The 13385-nt window shown below is 73.8% G+C and carries 15 protein-coding genes; 4 read left to right on the top strand and 11 right to left on the bottom strand.

Features of this window, described 5'->3' with window-relative positions; genetic code table 11:
* Window positions 1–201 precede the first annotated feature (201 nt).
* Window positions 202–861 (bottom strand): TetR/AcrR family transcriptional regulator, encoded by a 660-nt coding sequence (locus tag ACSNOG_RS07705; protein ID WP_436751791.1) that lies wholly within the window; start codon window positions 859–861, stop codon window positions 202–204.
* Window positions 862–983: 122 nt separating this feature from the next.
* On the opposite strand from ACSNOG_RS07705, the gene ACSNOG_RS07700 reads away from it, so the two are divergent.
* The 3 genes from ACSNOG_RS07700 to ACSNOG_RS07690 all read left to right on the top strand — a co-directional run bounded on the left by ACSNOG_RS07700 (window position 984) and on the right by ACSNOG_RS07690 (window position 4720).
* Window positions 984–1904, top strand: coding sequence for a TIGR03620 family F420-dependent LLM class oxidoreductase (locus ACSNOG_RS07700; RefSeq protein ID WP_436751790.1), 921 nt, complete (start codon window positions 984–986; stop codon window positions 1902–1904).
* A 117-nt stretch (window positions 1905–2021) separates the two neighbouring features.
* Window positions 2022–3257 carry a threonine synthase gene (locus tag ACSNOG_RS07695; RefSeq protein ID WP_436751789.1) on the top strand — a complete coding sequence of 412 codons (1236 nt, stop codon included), beginning with the start codon at window positions 2022–2024 and terminating at the stop codon, window positions 3255–3257.
* A 77-nt stretch (window positions 3258–3334) separates the two neighbouring features.
* A complete protein-coding gene (locus ACSNOG_RS07690; RefSeq protein ID WP_436751788.1) occupies window positions 3335–4720 on the top strand; it encodes an erythromycin esterase family protein in 1386 nt (461 codons plus the stop codon).
* An 8-nt stretch (window positions 4721–4728) separates the two neighbouring features.
* On the opposite strand, the gene ACSNOG_RS07685 is transcribed toward ACSNOG_RS07690, so the two are convergent.
* On the bottom strand, window positions 4729–5658 hold the full coding sequence (locus ACSNOG_RS07685) for a zinc-binding dehydrogenase (RefSeq protein WP_436751787.1): 930 nt from the start codon (window positions 5656–5658) through the stop codon (window positions 4729–4731).
* Between the two features lie 86 nt (window positions 5659–5744).
* Here ACSNOG_RS07685 and ACSNOG_RS07680 point away from each other — a divergent pair, with 86 nt between their 5' ends.
* The gene (locus tag ACSNOG_RS07680; protein ID WP_436751786.1) at window positions 5745–6425 is read left to right on the top strand and encodes a TetR/AcrR family transcriptional regulator; all 681 of its coding nucleotides are present in this window, start codon (window positions 5745–5747) and stop codon (window positions 6423–6425) included.
* Between the two features lie 38 nt (window positions 6426–6463).
* On the opposite strand, the gene ACSNOG_RS07675 is transcribed toward ACSNOG_RS07680, so the two are convergent.
* The 9 genes from ACSNOG_RS07675 to ACSNOG_RS07635 all read right to left on the bottom strand — a co-directional run bounded on the left by ACSNOG_RS07675 (window position 6464) and on the right by ACSNOG_RS07635 (window position 13338).
* On the bottom strand, window positions 6464–7012 hold the full coding sequence (locus ACSNOG_RS07675; RefSeq protein ID WP_436751785.1) for a TetR/AcrR family transcriptional regulator: 549 nt from the start codon (window positions 7010–7012) through the stop codon (window positions 6464–6466).
* On the bottom strand, window positions 7009–7440 hold the full coding sequence (locus ACSNOG_RS07670) for an SRPBCC family protein (RefSeq protein WP_436751784.1): 432 nt from the start codon (window positions 7438–7440) through the stop codon (window positions 7009–7011). Before ACSNOG_RS07670 ends, ACSNOG_RS07675 begins: the two co-directional genes overlap by 4 nt.
* Before the next feature lie 130 nt (window positions 7441–7570).
* Entirely contained in the window at window positions 7571–7810 is a 240-nt protein-coding gene (locus ACSNOG_RS07665) for a hypothetical protein (RefSeq protein ID WP_436751783.1), read from the bottom strand.
* A gap of 251 nt (window positions 7811–8061) precedes the next feature.
* On the bottom strand, window positions 8062–9348 hold the full coding sequence (locus ACSNOG_RS07660) for an APC family permease (RefSeq protein WP_436751782.1): 1287 nt from the start codon (window positions 9346–9348) through the stop codon (window positions 8062–8064).
* Window positions 9349–9564: 216 nt separating this feature from the next.
* A complete protein-coding gene (locus tag ACSNOG_RS07655; RefSeq protein WP_436751781.1) occupies window positions 9565–10746 on the bottom strand; it encodes a sensor histidine kinase in 1182 nt (393 codons plus the stop codon).
* On the bottom strand, window positions 10743–11447 hold the full coding sequence (locus ACSNOG_RS07650; protein WP_436751780.1) for a response regulator: 705 nt from the start codon (window positions 11445–11447) through the stop codon (window positions 10743–10745). The genes ACSNOG_RS07655 and ACSNOG_RS07650 overlap by 4 nt, the downstream gene beginning before the upstream one ends.
* A gap of 51 nt (window positions 11448–11498) precedes the next feature.
* Window positions 11499–12287: a hypothetical protein gene (locus ACSNOG_RS07645; RefSeq protein ID WP_436751779.1), complete on the bottom strand. Its 789-nt coding sequence runs from the start codon at window positions 12285–12287 to the stop codon at window positions 11499–11501.
* Window positions 12284–13141, bottom strand: coding sequence for an ABC transporter ATP-binding protein (locus tag ACSNOG_RS07640; RefSeq protein ID WP_436751778.1), 858 nt, complete (start codon window positions 13139–13141; stop codon window positions 12284–12286). The genes ACSNOG_RS07645 and ACSNOG_RS07640 overlap by 4 nt, the downstream gene beginning before the upstream one ends.
* A complete protein-coding gene (locus tag ACSNOG_RS07635) occupies window positions 13138–13338 on the bottom strand; it encodes a hypothetical protein (RefSeq protein ID WP_436751777.1) in 201 nt (66 codons plus the stop codon). The genes ACSNOG_RS07640 and ACSNOG_RS07635 overlap by 4 nt, the downstream gene beginning before the upstream one ends.
* Window positions 13339–13385 lie beyond the last annotated feature (47 nt).

The following is a 13385-nucleotide window of genomic DNA, read 5'->3' as shown; positions in this document are numbered from 1 at the left end:
GCGTGTGATGCGGTGGGGGCGAGTGCGCTCGCCAGCAGCGCCAGGGCGCTCACGGTCACCCCGTGTCGCACGGCACGCGGCGTTCGCCGGTCTTCGGTCGTCATGTACCCATCCCAGCCCCGTTGTGATCACGAAGGCAAGGCCGTTTCCTCCCCGGCGGCCGATCTCGGCCACGTCCCGCCGGTGACGCCCCGTCGGCGGTCAGCCACCCGCAGGACGGGGCCCCGCGTACACCGCGTCGAGGACCAGCCCGAGCAGCCGTCCGGCCTGGGCGGCATCCTCGCCGCGGACCGTGGCCAGCGCGACCCCGACCACCAGCTGGACCAGGTCACCGGGGGCCAGATCGCCCCGGGCGGTTCCCGCGTGCTGAGCCCGGACGAGCAGTGCGGCGGCCGCGTCCTCGATCCGCCGGTGGCAGTCCACGCCCAGCGTCTCCGGTTCGTCGAGCAGCAGCGAACCGCCCAGCCCCTGGTTGACCCGGGCGTGCTCCAGGAAGGCGTGCAGCCACTCGGCGAGCGCCTGGTCGGCAGAGTCGGCAGAGTCCGCGGAGTCTGCGGAGTCTGCGGAGTCGGCGGAGTCGGCGGAGTCGGCGGAGTCGGCGGTCAGCAGCCGCTCGGCATGCCCGCAGAGCGTATCGATCCGGTCCCTGAGCACCGCCGCCAGCAGGGTCTTGCGGTGGGGGAAGTGCCGGTAGAGGGTCCCGGGGCCCACGCCCGCGCGCTGGGCGATCTCGTTGAGCGATGCCTCGGGCCCGGACTCGGCGAAGACCGCACGGGCGGCGGCGACCAGGCGCTCGCGGTTGCGGCGCGCGTCCGAGCGTCGCGGCACCTCGGCCCGGGGCCGGTCGTTCGCGGTCGTCATCGTTCCTCCTCCCCCGCCGCTCGCATCGCGGCCGGGCCGGGGTAGCCAAACGGAGAGCTTCTCCGTATCGTACCGAAACCGAAACGGAGAGGTTCTCCGGTACGTTCAAGGGGAGGCATGCGATGACGCGCGACACACGGGGTGAGCCGGGCCGGGTCGGGATCTGGACCTTCGCCTTCGAGGGGCAGCCCGCCGGGCGGGTGCGCGAAGCCGCCGCGGAGGTCGAGGAGTTGGGCTACGGGGCCATCTGGTACGGGGAGGCGTTCGGTCGCGACACCGTGGGGCAGGGCTGGCTCCTGCTGTCGGCAACCCGGCGCATCGTGATCGCCTCGGGGATCGCCAACATCGCCTTCCGGGACCCCATCGCCATGGCGACCGCGGAGCGCACCCTCGGCGAGGCGTTCCCCGGGCGCTATCTGCTGGGGCTGGGCGGGCACCGGGTCGACGACACGGTCCACCACCACGACGGCTACCCGATGCCGGCCCGGGGCCGGGCGGTGACCACCATGCGCGGATATCTGGACGCGATGGACGCGGTCCCGGCCCACGGGCCCGTCCCCGACCCGGCCCCGCGCCGGGTACTGGCCGCGCTGGGCCCGAAGATGCTGCGGCTCGCCGGGGAACGCACCTGGGGCGCCCACCCGTACTTCGTGTCGGCCGAACACACCGCCATGGCCCGCGAGATCATGGGCCCGGATGCCTTCCTCGGCGTCGAGCAGGCCGTCGTCCTGGACACCGACCGCGCGCGGGCTCGCGAACTGGCCACCGCGCACGTCGCCGGATACGTCTCCTCGGCACCCCATCAGGAGGCCAACGTGCGCCGCCTCGGCTTCGGCGACGACGACATCAGCGGCGGCCCGAGCAGGCGGCTGGTCGACGCCATCACCGCCTACGGGGACGTCGACGCGGTGCGTGAACGCGTCCGCCGCCATCTCGACGCCGGCGCCGACCACGTCTGCCTGCAGGTGCTGACGGCCGACCCGGCGGCGCTGCCGATGCCGCAGTGGCGGGAGCTGGCCCCGGCGCTGCTGCCGCACGGCTGAGGACAGAGCTGAGGACCGAGCTGAGGACCGAACTGGGGACAGGGCTGCCCGTCGGACAGTACCCGGGTCCTGATCCGGCACGCCCCGTCGCGCCGGACGGCTTCTAGACTCCCCGTCATGACCACGACGATGACTTCAGGAGAATCGCTAGCCACCGGTCAACGGTCCCTGGGCGACCCGGAGGTCCGCCACCCGCTGTGGCCGCCGCTGGTGGCCGGATGCCCCACCACGAGCACCGACACGATCGCCCACCCGCTCGAGGTGGACTACGCGTACGACAAGGCGAGCCCGGCGTTGTTCACCGAGGCCGGGCGCGGCCGCAGTGCGGGGCACGACCGGTGGGCGCCGCTGCTGCCCCCGCTGCTCGCTCCCGGGCTCGGGGAGGGCGGCACTCCGCTGATCGACCTCGGCGACGGGGTCTTCGTCAAGGACGAGTCCCGCAACCCCACCTGGAGCCACAAGGACCGGCTCAACCGGGTCACTGCCGGCGCCGCCGTAGGCGTCGGGGCGAGCGGCATCGTCGTCGCCTCCTCCGGAAACCACGGCGCCTCGGCCGCGGCGTACGCGGCGCGGGCCGGGCTGCGCTGCGTCGTCCTCGCGTCCTCGGACATGCCGCCCGCGGTCGCTTCCTTCCTGAACGCCTACGGGGCGGTGGTCCTGCCCGTGCCGGCCGCCGACCGCTGGCCGCTGATGCGGCTCATCGTCGAGCGCACGGGCCTGCATCCGGTGAGCAACCTCGCGGTGACCCACACCGGCCATCCCTTCGGCGCCGAGGGCTACAAGACCGTCGCGTACGAGATCTTCGCCGACCTCGGCGTGCCCTCGGCGGTGTACGTGCCCACCGGCTACGGCGAGTTGCTCTTCGGCGTCTGGAAGGGCTTCACGGAACTGCAGCGGCTCGGTCTCGCGGACAGCGTCCCGCGCATCCACGCCTGCGAGCCCGCTCTCGGCGGCCCGCTCCACGCCGCCCTGCGCCAGGGCGTCCCCGCCGCCCGGGTCGACGTCGGCGAGACGGACGCGTACGGCATCGACTGTCCGGTCGGCAGCGTCCGCGGCGTGCTGGCCGTGCGCGGGAGCGGGGGCAGTTCGCTGCTGGTCAGCGACGAGCAGATGAGGGCGGCCCAGGCGGAGCTGGCCGGGCAGGGCCTGTGGGCGGAGCTCTCGGCCGCGGCGGGGCTGGCCGGTCTGCGCAGTGCGGGGCAGGAGGCGGAGCGGGAGGGGCCCGTCGTGTGCATCTCCACGTCCAGCGGCTTCAAGGACCGCGGGGTGGGCGAGCCGGAACTCGCCGCTCCGGTCGACCCCTCCTGGGACGAGGTGCACCGGCGGCTGCGTGCGGCGGGCATCGGCGACTGACCCGCCGGGGATGGCGGGCGTTACCCGTGTTACGCACGTGACGGTTGGTTAACTTCCGTGATGGTTAACTTCCCTGCATGACACACGCATCACTGCGCCGTTCCATAGCGCCGGCAGCGGCCCTCGCGCTCGCCTTCACCGCCCTCCTGGGCCCGGCCGCCGTCGGCGCGGCCGCGGCCGCCTCCCCCACCGGGCAGGCGCCCGCCCGCACCGCCTCTTCGGACCGCGACGTGGTCGCCGGCCTGGAGCGGTACGCCCACCCGCTGCGGACCGCCGAGCCCGGCGGGCCGACGGGTGACCTGGCGGCGTTCGGCCGGATGACCCGGGGCGCGTCCATCGTCGGCTTCGGCGAGGCCTCGCACGGTTCGAAGGAACTGTTCACGGTGAAGGACCGCCTGTTCCGGCACCTGGTCCAGCGCGAGGGCTTCTCCTCCTACGCCATGGAGATCAGCTGGTCGGCGGCCACGCGGCTGAACGCGTACATCCTCAGCGGCAAGGGCGACGTGCGGCAGATCATGCACGACGAGTTCCAGGACGGGTACTCGCTGCTCGACACGGAGGAACTCGCCCGGCTCTTCGACTGGATGCGGGAGCACAACCGCACCGCCTCGCACAAGGTCCGGGTCGTGGGCCTGGACTTCTCCGACGCCGACCCGGAGCAGTACGACCGCATCCTCACCTGGGCGGAGGACAACGAGCCCGCCCTCGCGCCCCGGCTCCGCCGTCACTACGCCGCGCTGCGCGCCCTGCCCACCGGGGTGGCCGCGCGCATGGCGGCGTACAACGCCCTGCCGCTCGCCGAGCGCAAGGCGATCGAGAAGGACGCGGCAGCCGCGTACCAGCTGCTCGCCGAGGCCGGGAAGCGGGACCCCTGGGTGCTGCAGGAGGCCCTGGTCATCTCGCACATGGCCACGGAGTACACCACGGACTGGAGCGACCCGGCCCAGGCGAAGGCCGCGAGCCGCCGGCGCGACCGGGTCATGGCGGAGACCTCCGTATGGTGGCAGCGGCAGACCGGCGAGCGGCTCGTGGTCTCGGGCCACAACGGGCACGTCGCCTACGAGTCCGCGGTGCCCGAGTACTACCCGGTGACGATGGGCGCGGACCTGCGCGAGCTCGCCGGCCGCGACTACCTCGCCGTCGGCACCTCCTTCTACGGCGGCGACTACCGCGCCAAGACGGCGACGGGCGAGTCGGGAACGTACAGCGTCGGCCCGGCCGCACCCGGCAGCAACGAGCACACCCTCGACAAGGTGCGCCACCGCGACTTCTACGTCGACCTGCGCGCGGCCGGCCGGGACCCGGTCGTCAAGGACTGGCTCAACACGGAGCGCCCGACGTTCGTCGTCCCCGGGCGCTACCCCAACAGCCCGACGCCGCCGCTCGCCCTCGGACGCGCCTTCGACGTCGTGGTGCACCTGCATCACGTACGGGCGTCCGTGGCGGTGCCGCAGCCGAAGTAACCGGCGGTTCAGGAGAGGTCCACGACCGCCTTGCCGTGCAGGCGGCGCTCGAGGAGCAGGCCGGCGGCGTCGACGGCCGCTTCCCACGGACCCCGCCAGGCGATCTGTGCGTCGAGTTCCCCGGAGGCGACGAGCCCGGCCAGCAGGGTCAGGTCGGGGCCGAGTCCCGTGCAGCCCAGGAGGAAGAAGCTGACCAGTGCGCGGTCGTGGCCGGTGGGCGCGCCCCTGAAGGCACCGGCCGGGAACGTGTCGGGCGCCTCGGCGGCGCGGCCCACCGAGACGAGGGTGCCGTGGTCGGCGAGGCGGGCGTAGCCCTCGACCAGGTGTCGTCCGCCGACCATGTCGATGATTCCGTGCACCGGTTCGGCGAGCGCTTCGGGGCCCGTCACGACCTCGTGCGCGCCGAGGGCCCGCAGGCCGTCGCCGTGCGTGCGGGGGTCGCCGCTGGAGGCGATGACGTGGGCTCCGCCACGGCGGGCGAGCTGGACCGCGTACCGGCCGACTCCCCCGGTGGCACCGGTGATCAGGACGCGCTTGCCGAGGATCGGGCCGATTCGCTGCAGAGCGCGCAGGGCGCTGGCGCCGGCGACGGGGACGGTGCTGACGGCGCCGAGGTCGGCGCCGACGGGAACGGTGCCGATGAGGTCGGTGTCGACCGCACGCAGCTCGGCCCAGGCCCCGTCGGGGGCGAGCGTGACCACGGGGGTGCCGGCCGCGGGGCCGGACCCGTCGGCCGCGGCGCGTTCCACGACACCGGCGGCGTCCCAGCCGAGCACGGTCCCGGCGGGCGCCTCGGCCAGGCCGTGTTTGACCTCGCCGAAGTTGAGCGAGGTCGCCGCGACGCGGACGAGGGCTTGGTGGGGGGCGGGTTCGGGGTCCGGCGCCTCGCCCAGGCGCAGGCGGCCGGGGGCGGCGGGATCGACGAGGAGTGCGCGCATGGCGGATCAGCCCTTCCGGAATCAATTGTGCCACTCAGTGGCATTAGCCTACAGGCGGCATTAGCGCCCTCGCTACACTGGCGGTGATGGCCACCACCGACGCACACCAAGCCCCCGACGCACACGGAGCAGCCGAAGCCCGTGCCGAGCGCCTGCCGCTGCGCGAGCGCAAGAAGTTGCGCACCCGTCAGGCGCTGATCGACACCGCCCTTGAGCTGTTCACGGAGCGGGGCTTCGACGGGGTGACGCTGGATGAACTGTGCGACGCGGTCGAGGTCTCCAAGCGCACGTTCTTCCGCAACTTCACCAGCAAGGAAGACGTGGCGATGGCGCCGACCCAGGACCTGTGGGCGGCGTTCCTCAGCGACCTGGAGACCCGCGAACCGGCAGGCGGAACGGTCCTGGAGATGCTGCAGGCATCCGTGTTCGCCGCGCTGGACCGGATGACCGACGAGGGGTGGGCGCGACGCGTCCGCCTCAGCCGCCGCCTGGCCGCCGAGACGCCGTCCATGGACGCCCACGGCCTGCACTTCTGCGACCGCACGGCCCGCAGCGCGACCGAGACCCTCCGGAACGGGCTCCGCCTCGAAGACCCCCGCGACGAGTTGCGCCTGCGGCTGGCCCTGGACTTCCTCGTCGCCGCCTTCCGGTACGCGCTGGAGACGTGGGTGTCCCTCCCCGGCGCCCCGGACCGGAGCGCCTTCGCCGCCGAACTCGGCACCGCGTTCGCCGCGATTCCGGAAGCCCTGACGCTCAAAGAGTCCTGACGCTCACCAAGCCCTCACCCGCGGCGCAGCGGCACGCTTCAGCGGTTCTTGAAGGCGAGGGCGCCCGCCTGCCAGGTGAGGTCGAGGTCGGAACCGTCGGGGTAGCGCCCGTCGAGTTCGAGGACGACCATTCCGTGGGCGTACGACCACAGAGCCTGGGCGCGGTGCGGGTCCTCGGTGGCGAGATAGAAGGGGGTGCCCGCCCACTCCTCCAGTCCGTCGGGCAGGGCCGCGCGCGGCAGGGTGCCGGTGGTGGCCAGACGGTACAGACCCTGGTGGGCGAGCGCGTGCCGCCGGTAGGCGGCCAGGAGGGCCGGTACGCGCTCGACTTCCGGCGCCTTGCGCAAGGCGGCGTACAGGGCGGCGCCCATCTCGGCGAGCCCGTCCTCGGTGAGGGCCGCCTCCACGGCTTCCTTGTTGCGGAAGTGCTTGTAGAGGGAGGGTGCTCGGATGCCGAGACTCTCGGCGAGGGCGCGCATGGTGAGTTCGTCGCGGCCGCGCTCTTCGAGCAGGTCGCGGGCGGCGGCGACGATCTGGGCCGCACGGGGGGTGCGTAGGGTGCGGACGGGCTGCCGGTCGGCGTTCACTGCTGCTCTGCTCGCTGCTTGAGGGCGGTGTTCATGGCCGCGAACGCGTCATGGACGTCGATCTTGCGACGTATGAAGGGTACGGCCACGAGGACGCCGGTGAAGGACTCGGCATGGGTGAACCGCACGCCGGCGGGCCCGGTCTCTTCGATGAGGAAGGAGTGCTCCCCGTCGAGGAGTCCGGGCACCCCGAGCCGCCCGAGCCAGCGCAGTTCCCGCCCGGGTACGGCTGCACGGACGGTGGGGCGGAAGCGCATGGCGGAGCCGTTGTTGACGATGACGCTCTCCAGCACGGCGCCCTCCACGGGCCTGCCCTTGACGCTGACCAGGAAGGGGTTCCACTGCGGATAGGCGTCGAAGTCGGTGAGCACCTGCCACACCCGGGAGGCGGGAGCGGCGATGTCGATGCAGGTGCGGACGGTATGCATGGCGGACTCCGGGCGGTGGCGGCAAACAAGGGGGCTAACGCTGTTAGCCTGACGCATGAAGCGTAAAGCTAACGACGTTAGCCGCGCAAGTCCGCCGGCACCCGACCTCTGCCTCACCCAGCGCCGTCGCTCAGAACGGCACGCCGCTGTCGGAGTGCCAGCGGCCGCGGCCGTCGTTCTCCTCGCACCACTTGTCGTAGTCGAAGCCGTCCCGCTTCCCGTCACCGCCGCGCGCGAGGCCCCCGATGAGCATGAGCGGGAAGCACAGGATCGCGACGATGCTGAACGCCATGAAGAGGAGGCCGAGGACCAGGGTGAGGATGAACTTCGCGGCGAAGAATCCGCCTACCGCCAGTCCGGCGAGGACCACGGCCTTCCCTGCGACCGGAAGGGCCTTGAAGCGGGTCAGGAGGGCCTCCTTGCGTGCCCTCCACGCCCTACGGGCCCTCCCGCCTTTGCCTGTTGCAGCACCTTTGCCCGCGCTACGGGCCTTGCCGGCCGCCGAGCGTTTCACAGTGCGACGCGTCACGGTGTTTCCCCCGTTCTCCCGCCCCGCCGAGGCTCACCGGCCGGGGCTGCGTGCGGCAGTCTGGCACCAACAGCCCCTGAACCGCGGGGAGTTCACCGACTCGGCCGGTCGGAATTCCGTTCGGAGACGGTCCTGTGGAGGCCGTAGGCGGCCGCTCCCGCCGCGAGGACCGCGGATCCGGCCACGACCGAGGTCGCGGGCAGGGCGAACGCCAGGGCCGCGCAGCCGGTCAGGCCGGTGATCGGCACGGCCCTCGGCGGGCGCCCTTCCTCCGGGGTGAGCGTCCACGCGGCGGCGTTGGCGACGGCGTAGTAGGCCAGGACGGCGAACGAGGAGAAGCCGATCGCGCCCCGTACGTCGACGGTGGCGGCGAGCACGGCGACGACGGCCCCGACGGCGAGTTCGGCGCGGTGCGGGACGCCGAAGCGGGGGTGGACGGCGGCCAGGGCGTGCGGCAGCCGGTGGTCGCGGGCCATGGCGAGGGCCGTGCGGGAGACGCCCAGGATGAGGGCGAGCAGGGAGCCGAGCGCGGCGACGGCCGCACCGGCGCGGACGACGGGCACCAGGGCGGGTGCTCCGGACGCGCGCACGGCCTCCGCCAGCGGTGCGCCGGCCTCGGCGAGCCGGCCGGGTCCGAGCACGGCCAGCACCGCGGCGGCGACGGCCGCGTACACCACGAGGGTGATGCCCAGGGCGAGCGGGACCGCGCGGGGGATGGTGCGGGCGGGGTCGCGCACCTCCTCGCCGAGCGTGGCGATGCGGGCGTACCCGGCGAACGCGAAGAACAGCAGCCCGGCCGCCTGCAGCACGCCGCCCGCACCGGCGCCCGCGGCGATGTGCAGCCGGCCGGCCCCGGCCGCTCCGCCGGTCAGGCAGGCGGTGACCACCGCCGCCAGGACGGCCAGGACGGCGGCGACGATCGCGCGGGTCAGCCGGGCGGACTTCTGCACCCCGGTGTAGTCGACCGCCGTCAGGGCCACGACGGCCGCCGCGGCCACCGCATGGGCGTGTCCGGGCCACGCGTAGGAGCCGGCGGTCAGGGCCATGGCCGCGCAGGAGGCGGTCTTGCCCGCGACGAACCCCCAGCCGGCCAGGCAGCCCCAGAAGTCGCCCAGGCGCTCGCGGCCGTAGACGTAGGTTCCGCCCGAGGCCGGGTAGCGGGCGGCCAGCCGTGCCGAGGAGGTGGCGTTGCAGTACGCGACGAGCGCGGCCAGGGCCAGGGCGGGCAGCAGAGCGGGTCCGGCGGCAGCGGCGGCCGGACCGAGGGCGGCGAAGATCCCCGCCCCGAGCATCGCCCCCAGGCCGATCATGACGGCGTCGAATACCCCCAGCCGCCGCTTCAGCCCGCCCGCACCCGCCGGAGCCGCCGCCGCGCCCATCGCTCACCTCTTGTCGGTCGTGGACAAGGGCGCAAGGTACCGGAGAGACGCGTGCCGGTCACGGCACCGGAGCCGAACCGTCCCGCCGATGGCTTCGCAGCCGGCACCGGAGACGCGGCCCACCGCGTCCTGCGAGCCCGTCAGGCCGCCCGCTGTCAGGCCCCCGCCGTCAGACCGTCTGCCCTCAGGCCCGCCCGCTGTCGGCCCCGCTCGCCGTCAGGCCGCTTCCACGGATCCCACCAGCCCGTGCCCCGGCGCGGGGAACGCCGCCCGCACCAGATAGGCGTCACCGGGAACCGGTCCCGCGACCACGTCTCCGCCCAGCAGCCGGGCCCGTTCGCGTAGCCCCGCCAGGCCGTGGCCGCCCGCCGGCCGTCCCGTGGCGGGCCCCCGCCCGCTGCGGACCTCGACCACCAGGCAGGTGTCGTCGTCCACCGACTCGACGCGCACCTCGACGGGCCGGGCGGGGTCGCCGTGGCGCCTGACGTTGGTCAGGGCTTCCTGCACGGTGCGGTAGGCGGCCAGTTCCACGGCGGCGGGCCAGCGGACCGCGGTCCCCGGCTCCACGACGGCCCGGACCGGCAGGCCGCTGCGCCGGGCCAGCGCCGCGATGTCGGCCAGCCGGCGCACCGCCGGGCCGGCGTCCTCGGCCCTGGGGGTCGTGAGGACGCCGACGGTGTGGCGGACCTCGTCCAGGGCCCGGACGCTGAGCTCGCGGATGAGCTCGGCCTCTGTCCGGACGGCCGGGTCGGCGCTGCCCTGCGCCATCGCAGCCGCGCGTACGGCGATCAGGCTCATCTCGTGGCCCACCACGTCGTGCATCTCCCGGGCCAGGGCGGCCCGTTCCCCGGCCGCCACGGCCTCGCGCTCCGCCGCCCGCTCGCGGTCCCGGCACCGCTCCAGCTCCAGGAGCTGTTCCGCGATCTGCCGCCGGGAGCGCAGGAGCCGGCCCAGGACCACGGGGCCCGCGCCCACCAGGGCGGCGTAGACCTCCTCGCGGAGCCGGTTGCCCGCGTCGAGGAACGGGCCGCCGCACACGGACCAGTCCAGCAGCGCCGCGACGGAGACGCACAGGGCGCTCACAGCCGCCGTCGCTTCGGAGGCGACGACGGCCACACGCACCAGGGCGATCATGGCGGCGAGCCACATGCCGCCGACCGCCAGGGCCGGAAGGGTCAGGAGCAGGGCCGCCAGGGGCCGTCGGCGGCACCAGGGCAGGGCCGCGAGGGCCAGCAGCGACAGACCGAAGGTGACCGGGTGTTCGGTGCTCGGGCCCAGCCGCGTCATCAGGTCGCTGCCCGCCAGGAGCACGAGCGCGCCTTCGACCAGCCAGGTCGGCGGCCGGAAGCGGGCCAGGGCCCGCTGGAGGACGGCGGTGGGCTTCGGGGCCGCGCTCACAGCCCGTGGGGCGCGAGGTCCGCCGTGGCGCCCGCGAGACCGGACTGCCAGGCGATGACGGCGGCGCGCACCCGGTTGTCGGTACCGAGCTTGGCCAGCACGGTGCTCACGTGCTCCTTGACCGTACCGGGGCTGAGGTGCAGTTCCGTGGCAATCTCGCGATTGGACAGCCCGGCGCCGAGGAGGGCCAGCACCTCCCGCTCACGCGGTGTCAGCTGCGCCACGCGGTCGCCCGCATCGGCCGCCGGTGGCTGCGTGACGCTCTCGGCCCGCTCCCCGGCCAGCGAGGAGACGTATCCCCCGACGACCGAGCGGGCGATCGACGGGGACAGGGCGCCGCCCCCGGCGGCCACCGCCCGCACCGCGCCGGCCAGGTAGGCGGGGTCGCTGTCCTTGAGTACGAAGCCCTCCGCGCCGGCCTGCAGGGCCCGGGCCACGTGGGCGTCGCTGTCGAAGGACGTCAGCATCAGCACGGGGGGCGCCCCGGGGCGGCTCTTGAGGTCTTCGAGGACGGTCAGGCCGTCCCGGTCGGGCATCCGGATGTCGAGCAGCACGACGTCCGGTGCGCTCGTGTCCATCGCCGACGGCGCTTCGGTCGCCGTGCAGTCCCCCACAACCGCGATGTCGTCCGCGGAGTCCAGCACCATCCGCAGCCCGGTCCGGAACAATTCCTCGTCATCGATGATGAGTACGCGTATCACTGCCGTTCCTCCCCCAGCGTTCGTCCCGAGGATATCTCGGGACGAGCAGGGTCATTCGAGGACGCGGTCCGCCTTGAAGACGAGGGGAACGGCGGTGAGCAGGACGGCGGCCAGGGTCAGGGATCCGCCCGCGTACCAGGCGGTCACCTCGGTGTACTTCCGCGGCACCAGCGTGACGGCCAGGGTGGTGCCGAGGGCGGGCAGCAGTGCCACCGTCCGGACGAGCCCGCCGTTGAGGCCGGCCGTGGCGCGCAGGCCCGCCGGGTAGAGGAAGGCCGTGAAGACCGTCACCGACGCCGCCCAGAGCATGGATCCCGCCGGGACCAGGACGCCCAGCAAGGCGTAGCCGGTGCTCAGGTGTACGTGGGCACCGCCCGCGGTGAGCGCGATCCAGGCGGGGCCGGTGAACGCCGCGACCAGGACCAGCCATGCGAGCAGCGCGGCGGCCAGCGCGGTGCCGGTGTAGGCGAGGAAGACGGCACGGAGCCGTAGCGGCGTGGCGAGCAGCGCTTCCATGACACCGCTGGTGAGGTCCCCGGCGACGACGGCCCGGCTGATGGAGAGGGTGATCAGCGCGGCGGCGACGCCCAGCAGGCTGGGGGCCGAGAGCAGGGCGGTGCTCAGGGCGGCGCCGGTGGCGTCGTGCAGGCCGGTCACCGAAGCGAGGTCGCCGGAGGCCGCGGTGACGCTGCCGTGGATGCCCTCGGGGTAGACCTGGGGGAGGACCAGCAGCAGGAGGACGAGCGCGAGGCCCGCTCCGAGCGGGACCAGCACGATGTGCTTCCCCTGGTGCCGCCAGGTGCGGGACGCCAGGGCCCGGGCGAGCGGTGCCGCGTTCATGACGCACCGCCCAGGAGCCGGTGGACGGCGGTCTCGGTGTCGGGCCGTACGGAGCGGATGTCGCAGACCGTGACACCGTCGCGGACGAGCCGGGCGACGACGTCGCCGATGGTGGCGTCCGGGCCCACGTCGACCGGTGTCCAGCCGTCCTTCCGGGTGGCGGCGACGGAGGGCGTGCGGCGCAGTTCGAAGCCGGGGCTGCTGCCGGTTTCGGCGGGCAAGGAGGTGATGGCGCCGTCCTTGAGTACGAGGATGCCGGAGGCGAGCGTCAGCGCTTCGGGCACGCTGTGGGTGGAGTACAGGATGGTGCGGTCCGCGGCCCAGATTCGGACCAGGTCCCTGGTGGCGGCCGCGCTGACCGGGTCGAGGCCGGTCAGGGGCTCGTCCAGGAGCAGCACCTGAGGGTCAGTCAGGAGCAGCCGGGCGAGGTCGGCCCGCTGGAGCTGTCCCCTGCTGAGCCGGGCGGTGCGGCGGCCGAGGAGAGCGGCGATGTCGAAGCGCTCGGCGGCGTCGGCGATGCGCCGCGCCCGTTCGCCCGGCGTCAGGCCCTGGACGGTGGCCCAGAAGTCCAGGTTGTCCCGGACGGTGAGCTGAGGGGCGAGTGCGGCGCGGTGCGAGAGCATGCCGATGCGTCGTTTGACGTCCGGGTTCTCGGCGATGTCCGTACCGCCCACGCTGACGCGCCCGCTCAGAGGGGGAAGAACGCCGGCGAGCGTGCGCATCAGGGTGGTCTTGCCGGCGCCGTTGCGGCCCAGCAGGACGTGGACGCCCGGTGCGAGGGCCAGATCGAGCGGGGTGGTCACCGGCCGTCGGCGGTAGCCGGCGACGACCTGCTCCGTACGCACCTCGCTCATGTGTCGCCGAACAGTTCGCGGCGCTGAGCCGGCGTCAGTTGGGATTCGTCGGTGCGCCGGAGGAGCGACACGTGCCGGCCGACCGGGCACCAGCCCAGCCGGCGTGGTCCGAGTTTGATCGTGGTCACAGAGGCACCGAGGACCCAAGTGCCCCAGCGGACGTGGCCTTTGCCGCACTCGATGATCGTGTCTCCCATTTCCGGGGCTCCTTGCGCTGCGGGGGAACGGAGGGGGTGGCCAGAGG

This window comes from Streptomyces sp. URMC 124, from assembly GCF_051386455.1.
Lineage (GTDB): Bacteria > Actinomycetota > Actinomycetes > Streptomycetales > Streptomycetaceae > Streptomyces.
This window is presented reverse-complemented; position numbering and strand designations above follow the sequence as displayed.

Excerpts from the sequence above, each read along its gene's own strand:
- ACSNOG_RS07700 (WP_436751790.1), top strand. The coding sequence starts at position 984 with ATGACGCGCGACACACGGGGTGAGCCGGGCCGGGTCGGGATCTGGACC.
- ACSNOG_RS07670 (WP_436751784.1), bottom strand. The coding sequence starts at position 7,440 with ATGCATACCGTCCGCACCTGCATCGACATCGCCGCTCCCGCCTCCCGG.
- ACSNOG_RS07645 (WP_436751779.1), bottom strand. The coding sequence starts at position 12,287 with ATGAACGCGGCACCGCTCGCCCGGGCCCTGGCGTCCCGCACCTGGCGG.
- ACSNOG_RS07640 (WP_436751778.1), bottom strand. The coding sequence starts at position 13,141 with ATGAGCGAGGTGCGTACGGAGCAGGTCGTCGCCGGCTACCGCCGACGG.
- ACSNOG_RS07695 (WP_436751789.1), top strand. The coding sequence starts at position 2,022 with ATGACCACGACGATGACTTCAGGAGAATCGCTAGCCACCGGTCAACGG.
- ACSNOG_RS07690 (WP_436751788.1), top strand. The coding sequence starts at position 3,335 with ATGACACACGCATCACTGCGCCGTTCCATAGCGCCGGCAGCGGCCCTC.
- ACSNOG_RS07685 (WP_436751787.1), bottom strand. The coding sequence starts at position 5,658 with ATGCGCGCACTCCTCGTCGATCCCGCCGCCCCCGGCCGCCTGCGCCTG.
- ACSNOG_RS07680 (WP_436751786.1), top strand. The coding sequence starts at position 5,745 with ATGGCCACCACCGACGCACACCAAGCCCCCGACGCACACGGAGCAGCC.
- ACSNOG_RS07635 (WP_436751777.1), bottom strand. The coding sequence starts at position 13,338 with ATGGGAGACACGATCATCGAGTGCGGCAAAGGCCACGTCCGCTGGGGC.
- ACSNOG_RS07660 (WP_436751782.1), bottom strand. The coding sequence starts at position 9,348 with ATGGGCGCGGCGGCGGCTCCGGCGGGTGCGGGCGGGCTGAAGCGGCGG.
- ACSNOG_RS07705 (WP_436751791.1), bottom strand. The coding sequence starts at position 861 with ATGACGACCGCGAACGACCGGCCCCGGGCCGAGGTGCCGCGACGCTCG.